This window comes from Pseudomonas sp. FW305-28, assembly GCF_017351395.1.
GTDB lineage: Bacteria > Pseudomonadota > Gammaproteobacteria > Pseudomonadales > Pseudomonadaceae > Aquipseudomonas > Aquipseudomonas fluorescens_AA.
This window is the reverse complement of the sequence record NZ_JACNDD010000008.1, coordinates 58,774-77,569: the sequence shown is the minus strand read 5'-3', so window position 1 is coordinate 77,569 and position 18,796 is coordinate 58,774. Positions and strand designations below refer to the sequence as shown.

Below are 18,796 nucleotides of genomic sequence, written 5' to 3'. Positions count from 1 at the left end.
ACACGTCCCTGTTTACGGCAGCGGCTGAGCAGCGACCGGTTCTGACAGTTGATAAGGTTGCAATACGCTTTTGCGTTGCTCGTCCAATACCCAGGCGAAACTCGCATACATCACCCCCAGGCAGGCCAGCGTGAACACCGCCACCGTCCAGGTCGGGACAATGCGCACCGGACGACGTCGCCCACCGTCGAAGCCTTCCCAGTGAGGCGACAGTTCACGCGGGGTGTCGCCGCGGGTCTGGAGAATCAGCCGATACAGGGCGTCGCGCAGGCTTTCGAGTTCGAGCATCCCGCGGGTCTGAATCCGGTATTTACCCTCGAAACCCAGGGACAGGCACAGGTACAGCAACTCAAGCATCGGCAAGTGCTTGATGGGGCTCTTTGACAAGCGCTCGAGCAATTGAAAGACTTTCTCGCCGCCGAAGGTTTCATTGTGGAAGGTGCTGAGCAGGCTTATCTGTGACCAACCACCTCCGTGGCCCCACGGCGTGGTGACAATCGCCTCATCGATCACCGTGCACAGCACGTAACGCGCGGCGATCAGCTGACTGTTTTCAACACCGCCCTGCAAGGCACAGGCTTCGAACTGCTCCAGGCCCCGCTTCAGCTCACCTTTAAGGGCGTGCAGATCCTCGCGTTCGCGACCGTGCTTGAGCTGCACCATGTGCGACAGCAATCCGGACGCCGCCGCCACCAGCGGATTGAGGCTGACCGTGAATATCTGTGGCTGCGGCAGGTGCGCGGCGTAGATCATTCGCTCTTGCAACTGTTCGAAACGCGGTGGCGCGACAGCGTCGGTCAAGGGCCCTGAAACAGGGCGTTGTCCATGGTGGTCGAGCAGGACCGTTTTTTCGTCCTGAGGACTTTCCTTATCCATTTGGTTCAGTTCCTGATGGCCCAGAAATTCAGTTCAAGCTCGGCGAAATCACCGCTGACATGGAACGCAAAACCTGCAGAGCGCTTCAGTTGCGCCAGGTCTTCGGCGTTGGGCTCGAGAATGAAATAGGTTTTGTTGGCATGGAATGCAATCTGCCGAGGGGCCACGGGCAAAGGCCTGATCTTGATGCCGGGCAGATGCAGGTTGACCAACTGGCGGATGCGCTCCACCGAACCGACCTTGAGGTGCGCAGGCAATCGATGGCGCAGTTCTTCGCCGTCACAGTGGGCACTTGCCGCCAGTACGAATGAAGCGGTGTCCAGCAGTGACAGATCCTGCACCGGCGAGACAATGATTCCGTATTGGCGCCGCTGCAGTTGCAGCTCGATAGCGTGTTGCTCGAGCACCATCGATAGAACCTGGCGGATCGCTTGCATCAGGACTCGAAAACACGCGCCTTGGTCACTGTGCCGGTAGCGGTTGTTGAGCGGCGGGCGCTTGCTGTCACTGGAGAACGTTGCCAGGTCACCCAGCAAGGCCAGCAGCGCTCGGTACAGTGTTTCGGGGTGTACCTGCTCCAGGTCCAGGTAATGACGCAGCAACAGTTCGCTGCGGTTGATCAGTTGCAGCATCATGAAATCGCCGACTTGCGCACCACCGGCCTTGCCATTGAAGCGAACCCGCTCGGCCAGGCTATCGCCCCGATGGGCAAGCATGCCGATGATCTCCTTGAGGCACGCCAGCAAATAATGGGAGGAGCGGGCCTGGATGAAGGTCGGCACAAAGTTCGGATCCAGCCTGATGACGCCATCGGCCGTGGTATCGAGCACCTCGCAGAGTTTGAGCTTCACAAACGCATGGTCACTCTGCTGTTCGCCCAACAGCAGGCGCAGGTCCGGGCGGCCGCAACTGATCTGGCTTGCACCGGCATCCCCGGCGTTGGAGTCGGTCACTTGCGCGTCGTAGAGGGTGTAGCGCGCCAATACATCAGACTGTTCCGGACGACGGGACTCGATGTGATTGCCAGTCACCAATGGCAGCGCGAGGTAGATCGGTGTGTTGCGGGTATTGGATGGTACTTCCAAGGCCAGCGGCTCCGCGTTGCCGCCCAACTCGAACAGACTGCCGTCCGGCAGGACCCCACTGGCCTGGCTGACCACCAGTTGCCCCATGTTGAGGAATTGCAGATCGATCTCCAGCGCCAGGAATCCCCAGGCGTAGCTGGCCAGCAACCGAGTGCGAACCTTCAACTGGTGGTCGAAGTAGCGATCGTTGTGTTGCAGATGTTGTGGGCGCAACAGCATGCCTTCCTGCCAGATGACCTTATCGTGATTCATCGGTCATCCACCTTGGCCAGCCGCTCAAGCGTGTTGGCGATCCATTTTCGTCGAGTGTCAGGTTCGCTTCAGTCAACTGCGTTGCCGCCACCGGCAGTGTGTAGCGCCAGCGAGCGTGTGGCAGGTCACGGTACGCCACGAGTACGCCCACGTAACGGCCATCCCCGCTGATAGCGAGCCTGAGCTCGACGGTTTCGCCTGGGCGCAGTTCCAGCTCCTCGCTGGAAACCAGATCAGGGGCCAGTGTTTCCCTCGCGCGCTCATAGAGGCTGAAGAAATCTGCGTTTTCATAAGCCACGGGGTGCTTGAGTTCGAACAACCGCACCACCACGGGCGATGGTCGTCCATTGAGGTCGGGGTTGAGTCGATCACTGGCCGTCAGGGTGAGGTTGAGCTTGGTCATCGTCGAAAAGGGCGACAACGCGGAGCAACCGGCCAGCAGCAGGGTCGTGGCGAACGCCGGCAAAATCTTGGATAAGTGCATCGTGCAGTGCGGCATGGACATCATCCGTGGTGGTCGATTTGCAGGCCGGCAATCAAGCGAACCCGTTCTTCATAGGTCTGGGCCTGACGCCATTCGCTGTTCAATTCCGAGCGAGTACGCAGCCTCTGTTGCAAAGCCTGGATGCTTTGTTTGAGCAGCAGCGCGGCGTTGATCGCCAGGGCTTCGCGGGCCTCGCCATCCAGGCTGTCGAGATCCATGCCCAGGGCAGTACCGAAGCGCTGCCAAAAGCCTTCGAGAGGGTGATCAATAACGTCGGCGGACGGGCCCGGTTCAAGGGGGGCTTCGACCAGCTCCGGCCAGAGCAGGTTTTCCATGTCGATACGCGCATAATCCGGCCGCCCAAGGGCATCCGGCGGCACGACAGCGGGATTTATCAGTTCATCGACGTCCAGCACGGCCCGCTCCTGCTGATCCAGCGCCTTCAGCGGGTCGAGTTCCAGAAAGGCGTCATCCGGAATGAGGCTGTCGACCGGCATCGAACGGCTCGCTTCGGCAAGCTGGCCCGCCGGCCTGGAGACCAGCCGTGCGAGGACCTCGAAATCGCCCATGATGTAGGCATCTCCGTCCTGTATCCGTACCGGCTCACCCTTGGGCAGACGCGCGCCGCTTTGGCGATGAGTCGTACCGTTGCCACTGGTGTCGGTCAGGAAAAACACACCGTCACGGAAACTGACCTGCGCATGACGCTTGGACAGCAGGCGCTCGCGGTCATGGATGACCCAGTGGCAGCCCTCGCCCCGCCCAATCACGCCGCCGGCCGGCCCAAAGGTCTTTTGGCACAGCCGTGACGGGACGAACTGGTTGGCGTTCAGCATTTCGAAAACAAGTTCCATCTATCAAAGGCTCCTTGGGATCACTTGCCGCGATTAACCGCCTGTGGATCACCCAAAGGGCGATAACCACTGTCGTTGAATGTGTAATTGGCGTTGCAACCGCCCAGGGTGAGTGACACGAGAACCATCAACAGGACTGCTCGCCAGGAAAAGACAGGCATCGAAAAGTCTCCAGGAATGAAAGGATCGGGCTGGAACGGCTGCGAATAGGGCGAGGACAGGGTCAATCATTGAAATCACTGCGCTGGACGTTCAGACGCGCAAGGCGATAAATCAATGTGCGCAGCGGCAGGCCGAGTTCGCTGGCGGCGCGGGTCTTGTTACCCGAATGCTCGCGCAGGCAATCGATCAACAAACCTCGTTCGATCTGTTCCATTCGCTCACGCAGATTGATGCGGCCGCGCTCGGAAGGGGGCTCGATGTGCAGCGCAAAATGCTCGATGAGCAGTTCGCCGCTCTCGCACAGGAGCACTGCCCTTTCCACGACACTCTTGAGTTCACGGACGTTGCCCGGGAAACCGTAGGCAGCCAGGTGATCGAGCGCTGCCTCTGACCAACGCACAGGATCACGCTGCAGGAGCGCGCAAGCCTTCTCGGCAAAATGCCGCGCCAGTTCAATGATGTCGCCATCGCGCTGACACAACGCCGGTAACTGGATCGGAAATTGTGCCAGGCGGTAATACAGGTCTTCGCGGAACTTGCCCTCCTCCATCAACTGCTTAAGGTCGCGGTGAGTGGCGGCAACGATGCGCACGTCGACGTGATGAGTGTCGTTGGACCCCAACGGACGAATTTCGCCTTCCTGCAACACGCGTAGCAACTTGGCTTGCAGGGACAGCGGCATGTCGCCAATTTCATCGAGCAACAGCGTGCCACCGTTGGCTGCGTCGAACAGCCCGGCACGGTCCCGATCGGCACCGGTGAACGCGCCCTTGCGATAGCCGAACAGCTCGCTCTCCAGCAGATTCTCGGGAACCGCCGCACAGTTCTGCACGATAAACGCCTTGGATCGACGCGGGCCATGATCATGGAGGGCCCGGGCCACCACCTCCTTGCCGGTGCCGGTCTCACCCCGCAGCAAGACGGTATAGGGGCTGTGCAGCACTTTACTGATCAATGAGCACGTCTTGCGCATCGCCACACTCTTGCCGATCAGGCCATAGCTGATGCCACTCGGCAGGCTTGAGGTAACGGATACGGGCTCGTCGACAGGACGCTGCAGGCGCTGCAGCAGATGCATCTGGCCAAGGGCAAAAGCCCCGAGCTGTCCTAGGGATTCAGCAACCCCATGCAGGTCGAGATGCTGATCGCTGGCACACAGCAGTAGGCCTCCGACACGACCCTGCGGGTCGACCAGGGGTACACACAGCAGTGACTGCCAGGGTGTGGCCCGGGCTGGCAGGAAGCGGGTTTCGTGCACGCTGTCGCCCAACGCGCCAAGACACACCACACGGTTCTGGCCCAGGGAAAACTGCAGCAATTGCTCAGCGCGATAATCGGAAGGCAGGCTTTGCGGGTCACGAAACTGCAACTGGCCTTCCAGGCATTCGGTGTTCATTTCCAGGCGGGTACCGGTGGCATCGAGCACGTACAACTGCACCAGCTCACAGCCGCTGAGCCGCGCCACGCCCTGAAGGAAATCCCCCACCAACACCGCACCGTCCGCCAAACGCGAGAGGCTGAAGAACTGCGCCAAGAGTGCTTCGGCATAGTCCAGCGGCTGCGAGAGCGTCTTGAACATGGCGCCCACCTCAGGAGAACTCGCACGCGACGCTGGCTTCACCCTCGAGCACCGCGCGTACATGCCGTAGCGGTTCGCCACCGGCCATGGCCGCGAGCAAGCGGTCGGCCACCAGCGGCATCAGGTGCTGGTCGAGCAGTTGGTCAATCAGCCGCGCACCACGGTCATTGCGACTGCAGCGCTCGACCAGATGGCTCACCAGATGCCCGCAATAACTGAAGCCCAACTGCCGACGACGCAACCGCTCGCCCAGGCGGTCGAGTTTGATTTCCACCAGCTCACGCAACACCGGCCCGCTGACCGGGTAATACGGGACCACGCACATACGGGCCAGCAGCGCTGGCTTGAAATGCTCGCTGAGGATCGGGCGAATGGATTCTTCGAGGCGCTCGGCACTCGGTTGTGCGCCGTTTTCGCACAGTGCGTCAATACGTTCACTGCCCAGGTTCGACGTCATCAGAATCAGGGTGTTGCGAAAATCAATCTCCCGCCCTTCCCCATCGTTGGCCAGGCCCTTGTCGAAGATCTGGTAGAACAGGTTCAACACATCGGGATCGGCTTTTTCGACCTCATCGAGCAACACCACGCTATAGGGCTTTTGCCGCACGGCTTCGGTGAGCATCCCACCTTCGCCAAAACCGACGTAGCCCGGCGGCGCGCCGATCAGCCGGGAAACGGTGTGTTTTTCCTGGAACTCGGCCATGTTGATCGTGGTGATGAAACGCTCACCGCCATAGAGCAGCTCGGCGAGGGCATGTGCCGTTTCGGTCTTGCCAACGCCACTGGGGCCTACCAACAGAAATACGCCCACCGGGGCGTCGGGTTTGTTCAAGCCTGCGGCGGCGGCGCGCATCGCACGATCAAGGGCCTGCACAGCCGGTTCCTGACCACGAATGCGCGCACGCAGGTCCGTGGCGAAACTGGCGACTTTCAGATTGTGCTCACGTGCCAATTGCGCCAACGGTACACCGGTCCACGCGTTGATCACCTCGGCTATCAGTCGCGGGCAAACTTCGAAACTGACCAGGCGCTCCTGGGTTTGCGCAGCCACCAGCGTGCCGTATGTTTGCTCCACCGTCGCTTCCAGGGCTTCAATACTGAGGTCTTGATCCACTGCGCTTTCCCGTGCCCTGGCCAATTGCTGACGCAGCGACAGCAAACGCTCCGCGAGGATACGTTGCTCGGTCCATTGGATTTCCAGCGTTTGGCACTCGTCTTCGATGGCCGCCAGACCTGCCTCCAACGTTTCCAGCGCCTGAAGGTCAATGGATAGGCCCGCCTCGGCATCACGCCGCAGCGCCCGGCGTTGGCACTCGCCTTCGGCCAGCTCGCCGCGCAATCGCTCCAGGCTTTGCGGGGCAGTGGCCAGGCTGATACGCACGCGAGCGCAGGCGGTGTCGAGCACGTCCACGGCCTTGTCCGGCAACTGACGACCGGCCAGGTAGCAGGCCGATAATTGCGCCGCCGCGACCACCGCATCATCACGCAGGTAGATGCCGTGGCTGTTTTCGTAGATACGGGCCAGGCCACGCAGGATGGTCACCGCTTCACCGACGGTCGGCTCGTGCAATTGCACCGGTTGGAAACGACGGGCCAGGGCCGGGTCTTTTTCAAAGTATTTTTTATACTCGGTCCAGGTGGTGGCCGCGATCGTACGCAGCTCGCCCCGGGCCAAGGCTGGCTTGAGCAGGTTCGCCGCATCGGCGCCCCCGGCGTTGTTACCCCCGCCGATCAAGGTATGGGCCTCGTCGATGAACAGGATGATGGGTTTGGACGAAGCCTTGACCTCGTCGACCACCCCCTTGAGACGACGCTCGAATTCCCCTTTGATGCTGGCACCGGCCTGCAGCAGTCCCATATCCAGCGAAAGCAGTTCAACGCCCTCAAGCGCCGGGGGTACGTTCCCGGCGACGATGCGCAACGCCAACCCCTCGACGATGGCGGTCTTGCCCACCCCTGCTTCACCGACCACGATTGGATTGTTTTTGCGGCGACGAACGAGAATATCGATCATCTGCCTGATTTCGTCATCGCGACACAGCACCGGGTCGAGTTGGCCTTCGCGGGCCTGTCGGGTCAGGTCATGGGTAAAGCGCGCCAGCAGGGAGTCGTCCGGCGTGGTGGGCTGGTCGGCAACCGGTTGAGCCTGTTGCGACAAGGCGAACGCTTTCAGCCGATCGACATTCAGTCGGGTCAGCAGCGCCAGGTAAGCACTCCCGGCGTAGCGGAGCGGATTGCGCAGCAACGCCAGGATCAACGCGGCTTGTCCGACCTGGCCGCGGCCGAGTTCGAGATTGGCCACCAGCAGCGCATCCTGCAACCACTGCACCAGTTCCGGGGCAAATACCGGGTTGCGCGAAGCACTGTGCCCCATCCGCGGTTGCAGGGCCGCGCCCAGTTCGCCGGCACTGACCTGGGCATCCTGCAAGGCACGCGCGAGCAGCCCCTGCGGACGCTCCAACAAGCCCAGCATCAAGTCCTCCACCAGGACCTTGTCTGCGCCACGGGCCACGCATTGCTCGGCCGCGCGCTCCAGATCACGCCTGGTTTCGGCGTCCAACGCCTGGATCAATTGTTGAAGGTCTACGTTGATCATGTCATCCATTCCTAATGAATTTTGCTGCCAAGGGTCACCATCCCATCGGCGCGCTCGTGTCCCAGCCAACTGGTCCATCCCAGGCGGCAGGTGTTCTGTTCACCGATGCACAGCTGACGAATCTCCTGCTGGCGCAGGACCAGGCGAATGTCATATTCAAGGGGATCACGCAGGGTGAATCGCACCAGCGAGCACAACGGCTGGTAACCGCTTCCGATGGGCAAGAATTCGTGGAAACGCTGCCAGTCCAGCTCGCAGACATGGATCCGGAACTTGCCGCTGCGGTCGCGCACCCGCTCGCCGAGCACCAGGTCCTGGCTGAGCAGGCTATTGGCGCTTCCCAGGCGATTGCGCTGTTCCTCAAGGATGTCCACATACCGCTCGATGCACTGTTCGAGGTTCAGTTCGGCGTGCTTGAAGTAATAACGCAGTACGGCTTCGATCAGCGCCGCCGAATGGGCACGCAGGCTCAGCAAGCCCAGGTATGGCAGCAGACGTTTCCAGTTCAGTTGGCTGGCCTTGCGAATCTCTTCGCCCCCCAAACCGATCAACGCGTACAACTGTTCGGAAAATGGATCTCGGGCACCGCTCTGAAAACTTGCGCAGTAACGGTACTTGCGCCAGATCGGCAACATCAGCCGTTGGAGACGATGGTGAAAGACGTCGAGGAAGTCCCGTGTCGGGTTGTCCTTTTCATCCCCCAGGGCCTGCTCACCATAGAACGCCGGCAGCGGCGACCCCGCCCCCACCAGTCCGATCAGGTTCAAGCACAGACGCGCCCGCACCTGGCCGTGTTCTTCGAAAAACTCCACGCGATCAATGTCGCTGGCCGGGAACCCCAGGCTTGGATTGGCCTGGAATTCCAACTGGTCGTACAGCGCGTCATCATCCAGGCCAGGGTGAGCCTCGCGTAGCCGATCAATGACCAGCAACACAGCCTGGAATAACGAGTACTCGCGTATTCCTCGTGTCAGCACGCTCAGAGAAGCGGCTGTTGGCCCATGCGGGGTGTCCATTGGTACACCTCTCCCTGTGTGCTGTTCACCCGTAGCTCGTGGTACGAATTGAGGCTGGCATACAACGCGAAGAACTCGTTGAGGACCGAGGCGAAGACGAACAGGTCGCCCTCGCCGATGTAACCCTGCGGGTCGACGATCAGTTCGGTGCGCAAGCCACGCACCGGCAAGCCCCGGTGCAGGCGGTCGACGTGTTGGTGCCGGATCGACTTGAGCCCCTCCAGCAAACGCTTGCTGACTTTCTCTGCCTGCTCGTCGTGGTAACGCGGAAAATCGTAACTTTCGAGAATCACCTTGAGCGCATTGACGTCTGCCAGTGACAGGTAGTTGAGCGACATGTTGCTGATCAGCTTCCAGAGGAAGTCGTGATTGAGTGGCGGCGCGAAGCTTGGCGTGACGGGGCCGATGTTGCGGAAACTCAGCCCCTCGGGGCTTTTTTCGTCGGGTTGGTCGATGTCACCCGGCTTGAGCTGGCGCGGCAGGTTCCGGTTGGTGCACATCAACTCGATGGACAGGGTTTCATGCGGGTGAGTGTGTCGGACACCAAAGCCCAGGCAAGTGTCCAGACCGCCGTGCAACAACGAAGGTCGCTGACGAACGCTGTAGTAGGGGCGGCTGTGGGGCACATCGAAGCTTGAATCGTGCTCGAAAGACTCGAACGGCACATAAGCCTGATAACCCAGGCCTCCGGGGCTCCAGCCAGTGACGCTTTCGACCGAAAACACGCCGCAGTGCGCCTGGTCGTAATCGGCCGGCAACAGCAGGTACTCATCCTGTTTGCCGTCCAGGCGGATCGGCTGGGCGTCATGCTTGAACAGATTGACGATCGGCGTGCAGTACAGCTTTATGTTATCCAGCGTCGGGCGCATCCGCTGGATACCACTTTTGCCAATATCGAAGCGCAGCTCCAGGCCACGTATCTGTTCGATGTTGCCGTGCGGCAGGGCGTTGATCACGTCCAGGCCATCGATGTCGACGAACAGGAACTTGTCCTGGAAAGCGAAATATTCTTGCAGGTAGCGATAGCCGCGAAAGGTATTCAGAGGATACGGGACCAGCGCTTCCTCTTCGGCAAACCCTACCGGCTGAACACGGTCGGCGGGGAGCCTGAATGTCATTGGACTGCCATCCGCAGCCCGCAGGGCCACACCAGTGCCGTCCAGCGGGATCAGCTCGATAACCTCGAGATTACGTAACAGGCTGAGATAGAGCATCTGGCTGATGTAACGCTCGCCGGTCAAGTGCAGGCGCAAACGGCTCAGTTGCAGCTCGCCTAAATGACCGTCGCAACACATCTCCAGATGCAGGCTCAACAGCGACCCCTCCCCTTTCACGGAGTAACTCAACCGAGTCAGATCAAGCGCCAGGACTTGCGTGGGGTAACACGTCAGGAAACGACAACGCACCTGCTGGACAGGCTTGCTTTCGACCGGCGTATCGCGCTCGACCCGCAGCGCCGGGCCGGATCGCTGCAGCGGATCGAACTGTAAAATGCCGAAGGCTGGCAATGGCCGCATGTAGTTCGGCCACAACAGCTGCATCAGCGAATGGCTCAGCTCCGGCAACTGGTCATCGAGCTTCTGGCGCAGTCGCCCGGTCAGAAATGCAAACCCCTCCAGCAGCCGTTCTACATCCGGATCCCGTCCGGCCTGTCCCAGGAAGGGAGCCAACGCCGGGTTACGCTCGGCGAAACGTCGACCCAGTTGGCGGAGCGCCGTCAGCTCGCTCTGGTAGTAATGATTGAACGACATCAGGGGCTATCCTTGACCTTGACCTGACCGCTGCCGTCCAGGCACGCGGAAAAACTGACCTGCCGCTTGATCCCCTCCACATCCAGCAAGGCGTCGATGCGCAAGGACAGGCGAAGCTGATCGGCGTTACTCGGCATTGAAACGACACAGACATTGCGCAGACGTGGCTCGTAGGCCTTGATAAAGGTCTCGATCGCCATGCGGGCCTGGCTCCTCGCGTCGTGCAGGCTCAAGCGCATGTCATTGAGGTCCGGCAGCCCGTAATCCACGAGCGTCTGCACGCTACCCGCCCGGGTGCTGAGCATCTTGGCCAGATGCGCAGCCACGGATGTGACGATGCAGACCTCGCGGCTCAAACCCGCGCGCTTTTTGGAATCACCGGCCAGGCGCTCGAAAAGGCTGCCGTAAGTCATGAGTGCTTACGCCTTGTCCAATTTGCCAACCAACGACAGCGTGAAATCGGCGCCCATGTACTTGAAGTGAGGCCGAACGTTGAGGCCAACGCGGTACCAGCCCGGCTCACCGTCCACGTCACTGACAATGACCTTCGCCGCACGCAATGGACGGCGGCCACGGACTTCGGCACTCGGGTTCTCCTGGTCGGCCACGTACTGGCGGATCCAGTTGTTGAGCTCACGCTCCAGGTCCGTACGCTCTTTCCAGGATCCCAATTGCTCGCGCTGCAGCACCTTCAGATAATGAGCCAGGCGATTGACGATCATCATGTACGGCAACTGGGTGCCGAGTTTGTAGTTCAGCTCGGCATGCTTGTCCTCGGCACTGTTACCGAAGAACTTCGGTTTCTGCACGGAGCTGGCGGAAAAGAACGCGGCATTGTCACTGCCTTTGCGCATGGTCAGGGAGATGAAGCCTTCCTCGGCCAATTCGTATTCGCGACGGTCGGACACCAGCACTTCGGTCGGGATCTTGGTTTCGATTTCGCCCATGCTTTCGAAGTGGTGCAACGGCAGGTCTTCGACCGCGCCACCGCTTTGGGGACCGACGATGTTCGGGCACCAGCGGAATTTGGCGAAGCTGTCGGTCAGCCTCGTACCGAACGCATACGCCGTGTTGCCCCACAGGTAGTGCTCGTGGCTGTTGGCAACGGTTTCCTTGTAGATGAACGACTTGACCGGGTTCTCTTGGGGGTCGTATGGGTTGCGCAACAGGAAGCGCGGTACGGTGAGGCCGAAATAACGGGCGTCTTCCGATTGACGGAAGCTCTGCCACTTGGCGAATTGCGGGCCTTCGAAATGGTCTTTCAGGTCCTTGAGGTCCGGCAGTCCGGTGAAGCTCTCCAAGCCAAAGAATTTCGGACCGGCCGCGGCGATGAATGGTGCATGGGACATGCAGGCGACACTGGACACGTACTGCATCAATTTCACGTCCGGCGAGCTTGGGGACATGAAGTAGTTGGCGATAACCGCACCCACCGGCTGTCCACCGAACTGGCCGTACTCTGCGGTGTAGATATGCTTGTACAGGCCCGATTGCATGACTTCCGGCGAGTCCTCGAAGTCGTCCAGCAAATCGTCCTTGGACACGTTGAGCATTTCTATCTTGATGTTTTCACGGAAGTCAGTGCGGTCCACCAGCAACTGCAAGCCGCGCCAGGCCGACTCCAACGCCTGGAATTGCGGGTGGTGGAGGATTTCGTCCATCTGGCGACTGAGCTTGGCGTCGATTTCGGCGATCATGCGATCAACCATGGCTTTCTTGACCGGTTCGCCGCTGTTTTGCGGTTTGAGCAACTCTTCGATGAACGCGGATACACCGCGCTTGGCAATGTCGTAGGCCTCATCGTCCGGGGTCAGGCGGGTCTGGGCGATGATGCGTTCCAGAATGCTGTAATCCGCGTTGTCCTGGCTCTGCTGCTGTACTGCATGGGTACTCATGTTTCGGCTTCCTTGGCTGAAAGAATCAAGCGCTCTTCGCGGTGGTATCCAGACCCAGCTCATCCAGGACGCGACGGCGGGAATCGTCATTGGCGAGTACGCCTTCGATGGCTTTACGAAACGCCGGCGCGTTGCCCAATGGGCCCTTGAGCGCCACCAACGCGTCGCGCAACGCCATCAGTTTGCTGAGTTCCGGTACTTGCTCGACCAGGCTCGCCGGGTTGAAGTCTTTCATCGAGTTCAAGCGCAGCTGTACCGCCAATTCCTCAGTACCGTCCTGTGCCTGGAGACGATTCGGTACGCTCAGGGTCAGGCTCAGCGCTTGCTTGGCCAGCACTTCGTCGAAGGTCATTTTGTCGATGCCAATCGGCTTGCGATCCTCGACCTTGCGTTCGTCCTTGCGGTGGGTGTAATCACCGAGCGCCAACAATTTCAACGGCAGTTCAATGTCCTCCCGAGCACCGCCGGTGGCGGGTTTGAAGGTGACGTTGATGCGTTCCTTAGGGGCGACCGAGCCTTCTTTGGCCATGACTTTCTCCTTACAGTTTGGGACTCTGAGACCTATTCAATGACCCGTTCCAGATCGAGGTGACACAACCTGCGATGGGTCTCTTCCTTGCACTCACGTACAGAGTGGTTCTGTGGCAACAACTCGCAGCAACTGTGCAACAGGTGCAGCACCTGCAGCTCCAGGAGGGGTTCCCAGGCGTTCAGACCTGCGTTTCGTAGCGTCTGATCGAGTACCTCCAGTTGAACCTTGGTGAGTTCGTATTTCCTGGCTGAAAAGCACAGGCGAGCCAGCGCGAACTGCCAGAGGAATCGCTCGCGTGTCCCATGGGCGCCTTGCATGGCTTGCCTGAGCAACTGAACGGCAGGTTTGAGACCGTCCTTGCGCAGGATCGCCTCGGCCTCCTCCAGCGCCAGTTCCCAAGGCGCCTGGTTGTCGGCGACATCGGCTGTGGGTGCCCCGCCGGGGCTTTGCAGGTGAGGCATGACCTGGGCAGCGATCCAACCCCGGGTGGCCGAGTCGGCGAACGGTGTACCGTCATGCCAGCGCAACTCGATAATGCCCGGCAGGCGCTGGATGAATAACGCGAAGTGGATTTCCACCTCACACATGGCCAATTCGGCGTTCAGCCCTTGCAGGCATTCCCAGGCAAGCCTCTGGCCATCGAACCAGAACGGCGCCGTCGCCAGGCTCGCCTCGATATCCACAAGCAGGTCTGCGTAATCGCCCTGTTGGAGTCGGTCCTGATAAGCCTTGAGTTTGTCCGCCGGCAGGCCACGTAACTGGGTGACCTGCTCGGCGTTGCGCTCGGGCAATACATCGATGGCCAGCCAGAGCATGGTGCGATTCAGGCGCAGGGCACGAGCGTCAGTCGCTTTTTGTTTGAGCCACCAGGTGCATAACGGCCGCGCACCTTCCTGCTGGACGCGCAGGGCCTTGTGGGCTTCTTTTTCGTTTTCGATCGGAGTGCCGGGCGTGAACAGCTGGGTGGCAACGTGCTTTACCTGGGCCACAACCGTTCCAATGGCACCCGTTTGCGGCAGGTTTTCGGTGGCCCGCTGGATCATGGTGTTGAGGCGCCGACACAGCGGCAGCAGTAGAGGCGCGTCATCACCCAAGTGGGCGGTGCAAGCAGCGTCGAGGCCTTCCAGTTGCGCCGCCAGATGACGGAATATCGGCAATTGCTCCTTGATCGCAATGTCATCGCCGAACGCTTGCTCAAGGCGAGGCATCAACCAATTGATGCTGGCGGCACGGGTTCGATTTTTGAGCGGATGAATGTCCAGCCAATGGTGCTTGCATAAGTGCTGCAAAAGACCGAGACCCGCCAGCAACCCCTGGAACGACTCACACTGATACAGCGCCCACACCAGCCAGGCCACCACCCGCAGATCCTTCGACTGGGTGCGCAACAACGCTTCACTTACCTCAAGAACCTTCAGCCAGTCGACATGGCCACTTTCGTGCATCGACTGGGTTTTGCTCACCTCGCGCTCCAAGGCTTCGTATTCATTTGAAAAACGCACATCCGCACCCGCAAAACTTTCCTTGGACACAGGAGTTTTGGCGAGAGCCAGATAATGGACGGACAGTTTTTCGGAATACGACATTCACGCCCCTGCTAAGACAATTCGGTTTGTGGCATGGGTTGTTTGGACGACATGGTTATTGAGTGGTAAATATTCAGCTTCGCTTGTAGGAAGTTTCGTCAAACATCATCCAACCACTTCCCCTGAACTCACACCGCTTTTTTTACCAGCCGAACGCCGCGAAGAATGCCAAGGTTTTCAGGATAAAAAAGTAGGAGCTTTCCTTTTTTCAAAGAAACAAATCCAAATAGATATTCGCTGAAACATCCGAAGACGAAACGGTCGTTGACAACGTTTGACCCTCCAGTCCAGGCAACGAAAACCACTTCAAATTATTTCATTCGCAACCTCTTTCTCTTCCAGAGAAAAGCCCTACATCCTTTTCTTTTTTTACCAGCGCCGGCGCGCGCATCCAGCAAGGCTGCTTCACTGAGAGCAGGAGTCAAAGCCACAGCCCAAGGACGTTCGCATGTTCCATACCCTTGATTTGCCCAGCTTCCGTCTCACGATTACGGATCTCAAACATGATCTCCAAGTCGTGGCCTTCAAAGGTTACGAAGCCATCAGCGCACCTTATTCGTTCGACATTGAACTCGTCAGCGAACAAAGCGACATGAATCTGGAAAATTTATTAAACAGGCAAGCCTTTCTAACATTCGATAAACAGGGAAGCGGTGTTCACGGCCTGATTTATCGCGTTGCACAAGGCGACACCTGCAATCGCTTGAATTATTACAACGTAAGATTAGTGCCACGACTGGCTTACTTGGAGCACCGCACCAATCAGCGAGTTTTTCAACAAACCAGTGTGCCGCAAATCATCACAACGATTTTCAAGGAGCACGGCATTCTCACGGATGCTCATCATTTCCAGTTAAGTGCAAGTTATCCGCCTCGTGATTACTGCGTGCAATATGGTGAATCCGACTTGTACTTCATTGAGCGCCTGTGTCACGAAGAAGGCCTGCATTACCACTTCCAGCACAGTGAGTCGGGCCATCAGTTGGTATTGGGTGATGACCAGACCGTGTTTCCTCGACTTGAACAGCGCACTGTTTATAAACACGGCAACGGGATGGTTTACGACGAACCGGTTATCCATCGGTTCGGCCTGCGGCTGGAACCCCGAACCAGCCGCGTCACGCGCCGTGATTACGACTTCAAGAAGTCGACACACCTATTGGAGAGCAGTTGCCAGCCCAGCCTCGAAGCGCTCCAGCCAGACGTGGAGGCCTATGAATATCCGGGTGACTTTACCCAGGAAAAACGCGGCAAGTTATTGAGCCAGAGGACCTTGGAGCGCCATCGCGCCGACTACGTCCAGGCTGAAGGAAAGAGCAATCAGCCGGCACTGACGACGGGACACTTCCTGGCATTGAGTGAGCACCCTCGCCAGGAATGGAATGACCTATGGCTCCTGACCCAGGTGAATCACGAGGGCAAGCAGCCGCAGGTGCTGGAGGAAATGGCCCCTTGCGACACAGGTAGACATGAAGACCACTTCAACCAGGGCTATCGCAATCGCTTTGTTGCCACGCCTTGGAACGCGATCTTCCGCTCGCAGCGGGTTTATCGAAAACCATGTATATCGGGCAGCCAGACGGCAATCGTCACGGGGCCCAAGGGTGAAGATATCCACTGCGACCCGTACGGCCGGGTCAAGGTCCGGTTTTTCTGGGATCGTGCGGGACACTTCGACGACGGCAGCAGTTGTTGGTTGCGAGTCGCTTCCAACTGGGCAGGCAACCGCTACGGCGGCGTCACGATCCCGAGGGTGGGCATGGAGGTGCTGGTGACCTTCATGGAAGGCGATCCCGACAAGCCTTTGATCAGCGGGTGCCTGACCAATAGCGCCAATGCCGCGCCCTACCCGTTGCCGGCGCACAAGACCCGCTCGGTGTTTCGTTCTTGCAGCTCGCCGGGCAGCCAAGGCTTCAACGAGTTGCATCTGGAGGATCGCGCAGGTCAGGAGCTGATCTATCTGCGGGCCCAGCGCGACATGGAACAGAAAATCGAGAACGACAGCCGCCTGGAGATTGGCAACGAACGGCGGGAAACCATCAAGGGTAACAGCATCACCGTGCTGCACGCCGAGGAACATCGGACCACGGCCGCCGACCGCTCGGTCCAGGTCAAAGGCAATGATTACCTGCGCGTCACCAACCGACACACCCGCGTCGATCAGACAATGGTCGTCGAGGCCGGGCAACACGTGCATATCAAGGCGGGCGCCCATCTGGTCCTTGAAGCAGGTGCGACCCTCAGTTTGAAAGCCGGTGGCGAGCACATCGTGATCGACCACAGCGGCGTCTACAGCAGCAGTGCAATCCAGCTCGGCGGCGCGCCCATGGCCAGTATCACCGCATCGTCGTTCACGCCAGGCTCGACGGATCCCTCGCCGGAGCTCGCCCCCACCCAACGAGCCCTGATGGCGGCCAGCAAAGCAGCGGGACTGGATTTCTGCCCTGTCTGCGAGGCTTGCCGTGAGGGTTTCTGCCCAACGGAAGCCGCCGCATGACTCGCTCATTCCCGCACCGCTGGTTGATCGAACAGCAACGTCTCGGGCATGCCTTGTGCGTCGTCCTGGACTCAGAAAATGAGCACTCCGTGCGCCAGACACTGCTCAAGAGCCGTCGTCCCGACCAATACCTGAGCATCTACGCCCAAACCCCGGTTGCCGAGCTGGGTGACTCCGGGCCCTTTGTGTTCAGCGTCGAGCGGCCCGGCGACGAACCTATCAATGAAATGCTCAACCGACCGGACAACCACTGGGGATGGCTTGCCAGCCTTCCCCAAGGGGGCCTGCCAAGACTGGTGGAGCACTGGCGTGAGCGGTTGATCATTGGAGAACGTCCTCATCAGGTGCTGTATCGCTTCCATGACAATCGAGTCCTGGCCCGGGCGCTCAAACATTTGCCCGTTGAAGCCTATCCGGCTTACCTCGGACCGGCGCTCAGTGTTTGCTATTGGCAGGACACGGGTTGGGCAAGCACGGGCAACCCGGCACCTGGGACATATCCGGTGCCAGATTCACCTCTTTGGTTGCAGATGCCTGCTACCCCGCAACAAGCAACGCAAGCTCGCCTGCTCAATGCCCGCCGTTTCCTGTTGGCCGAGCATGTCCAGGCCTTCGCCACACTTGCCGAACAACAGGACCCGGAAATGTGGTTGCGCGCCACGCTTGATCAGGCCGGGGCATGGCACTGGCAGACGCCTGAGCAGTTGGAGTTTTTGCTGACCCAAGGCCTGCAAGCTCCCGCCTATAGTCGGGCGTCGTACTGGCAAGTACGCCCGGCCGAAAAACCTGACGAGCATTTTGAACGGGTGCGCCTGATGACGGCGTTCTGCCAAGGAGACGCGCCGCTATGAAACTTGCCCTGCGAATTGCCGCTTTGAATGGCTGCCTGGCGATGGCGACAGGTTGTGCCGACAAACCACCGAACACGTTTATTTTCACGGCAGATTTGCCGCCTGACTTTGCCTATCGTGCGGCGGTGTACTACGTCCCCGCCCCAGGCGAAACCTGCACCGTCGAGACCCGATATAACAAAGCACCGGTGTTCAACAGGGCGTGGCGCGAGGCCTACAAACCTGACTCCGAAATCGTCATTCGCCGCACCCGCATGGGCTGCCCGTTGGTGATCAATCGCATCGAACTCCAAATCCACTCCGCCTACGGCAAGGATTGGAGCGATATCAGTCAGGACTCGGCCACGGTCTTGATTCACGATGCCCTGGAAGAACACTACAAAGGTGTTTTCAGCGAAGCGGGTGAAAGTACTTTTTACGGCCAATGCCAATGGTTGTTCCGCACCTCAGGCAAGCCTCGAATCCTCAGGAAAATCCTCGACTGCAAAAAAACCAACCCACAGGGCGAGCTCGGGCGCGGGCGTCCTTTCTCGGCGTACACCCTTGCTCAGCTCCCGGGTAAAACCGTGAGGATGAAAATCAAGCTGGCCCGCGAAGAAAGACCCTACATGGGTGATACCTGGGTAAAGGTGCCCAACGGCTGGAAGCGCTGCATGGGCGATAGTTTCGAAGACCCATACGCATTTTGTTTCGGTAATCACAAAGACTTCAGCGGTTTTCAGATGCCCGACGGACGCAAATGCACTATTTACCCCGGTTGTACGGAATAAGGAGATCACG

Annotated in this window: 17 protein-coding genes; 4 read left to right on the top strand and 13 right to left on the bottom strand. The window is 59.3% G+C overall.

Going from position 1 to position 18,796, the window contains the following annotated elements; translation table 11 throughout:
* Positions 1–12: 12 nt before the first annotated feature.
* From icmH to tssA, 13 genes are all read right to left on the bottom strand, one after another.
* On the bottom strand, positions 13–876 hold the full coding sequence (icmH, locus tag J4E53_RS03755; protein WP_103309076.1) for a type IVB secretion system protein IcmH/DotU: 864 nt from the start codon (positions 874–876) through the stop codon (positions 13–15).
* Positions 877–881: 5 nt separating this feature from the next.
* Positions 882–2,213 (bottom strand): type VI secretion system baseplate subunit TssK, encoded by a 1,332-nt coding sequence (gene tssK / locus J4E53_RS03750; protein ID WP_103309075.1) that lies wholly within the window; start codon positions 2,211–2,213, stop codon positions 882–884.
* Complete coding sequence (tssJ, locus tag J4E53_RS03745) at positions 2,200–2,712, bottom strand: type VI secretion system lipoprotein TssJ (RefSeq protein WP_103309073.1); 513 nt, start codon at positions 2,710–2,712, stop codon at positions 2,200–2,202. Before tssJ ends, tssK begins: the two co-directional genes overlap by 14 nt.
* Positions 2,713–2,717: 5 nt before the next feature.
* Complete coding sequence (gene tagH, locus J4E53_RS03740; protein WP_103309071.1) at positions 2,718–3,551, bottom strand: type VI secretion system-associated FHA domain protein TagH; 834 nt, start codon at positions 3,549–3,551, stop codon at positions 2,718–2,720.
* 20 nt (positions 3,552–3,571) lie between these two features.
* On the bottom strand, positions 3,572–3,712 hold the full coding sequence (locus J4E53_RS30695; RefSeq protein ID WP_060739999.1) for a hypothetical protein: 141 nt from the start codon (positions 3,710–3,712) through the stop codon (positions 3,572–3,574).
* Between the two features lie 62 nt (positions 3,713–3,774).
* Positions 3,775–5,292, bottom strand: coding sequence for a sigma-54-dependent Fis family transcriptional regulator (locus J4E53_RS03735; RefSeq protein ID WP_103309070.1), 1,518 nt, complete (start codon positions 5,290–5,292; stop codon positions 3,775–3,777).
* 10 nt (positions 5,293–5,302) lie between these two features.
* Positions 5,303–7,888, bottom strand: coding sequence for a type VI secretion system ATPase TssH (gene tssH, locus J4E53_RS03730; protein ID WP_103309069.1), 2,586 nt, complete (start codon positions 7,886–7,888; stop codon positions 5,303–5,305).
* Between the two features lie 11 nt (positions 7,889–7,899).
* Positions 7,900–8,904: a type VI secretion system baseplate subunit TssG gene (gene tssG / locus J4E53_RS03725; protein ID WP_103309067.1), complete on the bottom strand. Its 1,005-nt coding sequence runs from the start codon at positions 8,902–8,904 to the stop codon at positions 7,900–7,902.
* The gene (gene tssF, locus J4E53_RS03720; RefSeq protein WP_103309066.1) at positions 8,868–10,655 is read right to left on the bottom strand and encodes a type VI secretion system baseplate subunit TssF; all 1,788 of its coding nucleotides are present in this window, start codon (positions 10,653–10,655) and stop codon (positions 8,868–8,870) included. The genes tssG and tssF overlap by 37 nt, the downstream gene beginning before the upstream one ends.
* Positions 10,655–11,068 carry a type VI secretion system baseplate subunit TssE gene (tssE, locus tag J4E53_RS03715; protein ID WP_060739994.1) on the bottom strand — a complete coding sequence of 138 codons (414 nt, stop codon included), beginning with the start codon at positions 11,066–11,068 and terminating at the stop codon, positions 10,655–10,657. Before tssE ends, tssF begins: the two co-directional genes overlap by 1 nt.
* Positions 11,069–11,074: 6 nt before the next feature.
* On the bottom strand, positions 11,075–12,550 hold the full coding sequence (gene tssC / locus J4E53_RS03710) for a type VI secretion system contractile sheath large subunit (RefSeq protein WP_060739993.1): 1,476 nt from the start codon (positions 12,548–12,550) through the stop codon (positions 11,075–11,077).
* A 25-nt stretch (positions 12,551–12,575) separates the two neighbouring features.
* Positions 12,576–13,079: a type VI secretion system contractile sheath small subunit gene (tssB, locus tag J4E53_RS03705; protein WP_060739992.1), complete on the bottom strand. Its 504-nt coding sequence runs from the start codon at positions 13,077–13,079 to the stop codon at positions 12,576–12,578.
* A 32-nt stretch (positions 13,080–13,111) separates the two neighbouring features.
* Positions 13,112–14,668 (bottom strand): type VI secretion system protein TssA, encoded by a 1,557-nt coding sequence (gene tssA / locus J4E53_RS03700; RefSeq protein WP_103309065.1) that lies wholly within the window; start codon positions 14,666–14,668, stop codon positions 13,112–13,114.
* Positions 14,669–14,726: 58 nt separating this feature from the next.
* Here tssA and J4E53_RS03695 point away from each other — a divergent pair, with 58 nt between their 5' ends.
* From J4E53_RS03695 to J4E53_RS03680, 4 genes are all read left to right on the top strand, one after another.
* Positions 14,727–14,909, top strand: coding sequence for a hypothetical protein (locus tag J4E53_RS03695; RefSeq protein ID WP_146042630.1), 183 nt, complete (start codon positions 14,727–14,729; stop codon positions 14,907–14,909).
* A 207-nt stretch (positions 14,910–15,116) separates the two neighbouring features.
* The gene (locus J4E53_RS03690; protein WP_103309063.1) at positions 15,117–17,165 is read left to right on the top strand and encodes a type VI secretion system tip protein VgrG; all 2,049 of its coding nucleotides are present in this window, start codon (positions 15,117–15,119) and stop codon (positions 17,163–17,165) included.
* Positions 17,162–18,016 carry a DUF4123 domain-containing protein gene (locus J4E53_RS03685; RefSeq protein WP_103309061.1) on the top strand — a complete coding sequence of 285 codons (855 nt, stop codon included), beginning with the start codon at positions 17,162–17,164 and terminating at the stop codon, positions 18,014–18,016. The genes J4E53_RS03690 and J4E53_RS03685 overlap by 4 nt, the downstream gene beginning before the upstream one ends.
* Positions 18,013–18,786 carry a hypothetical protein gene (locus tag J4E53_RS03680; protein WP_060739988.1) on the top strand — a complete coding sequence of 258 codons (774 nt, stop codon included), beginning with the start codon at positions 18,013–18,015 and terminating at the stop codon, positions 18,784–18,786. The genes J4E53_RS03685 and J4E53_RS03680 overlap by 4 nt, the downstream gene beginning before the upstream one ends.
* Positions 18,787–18,796: the final 10 nt, after the last annotated feature.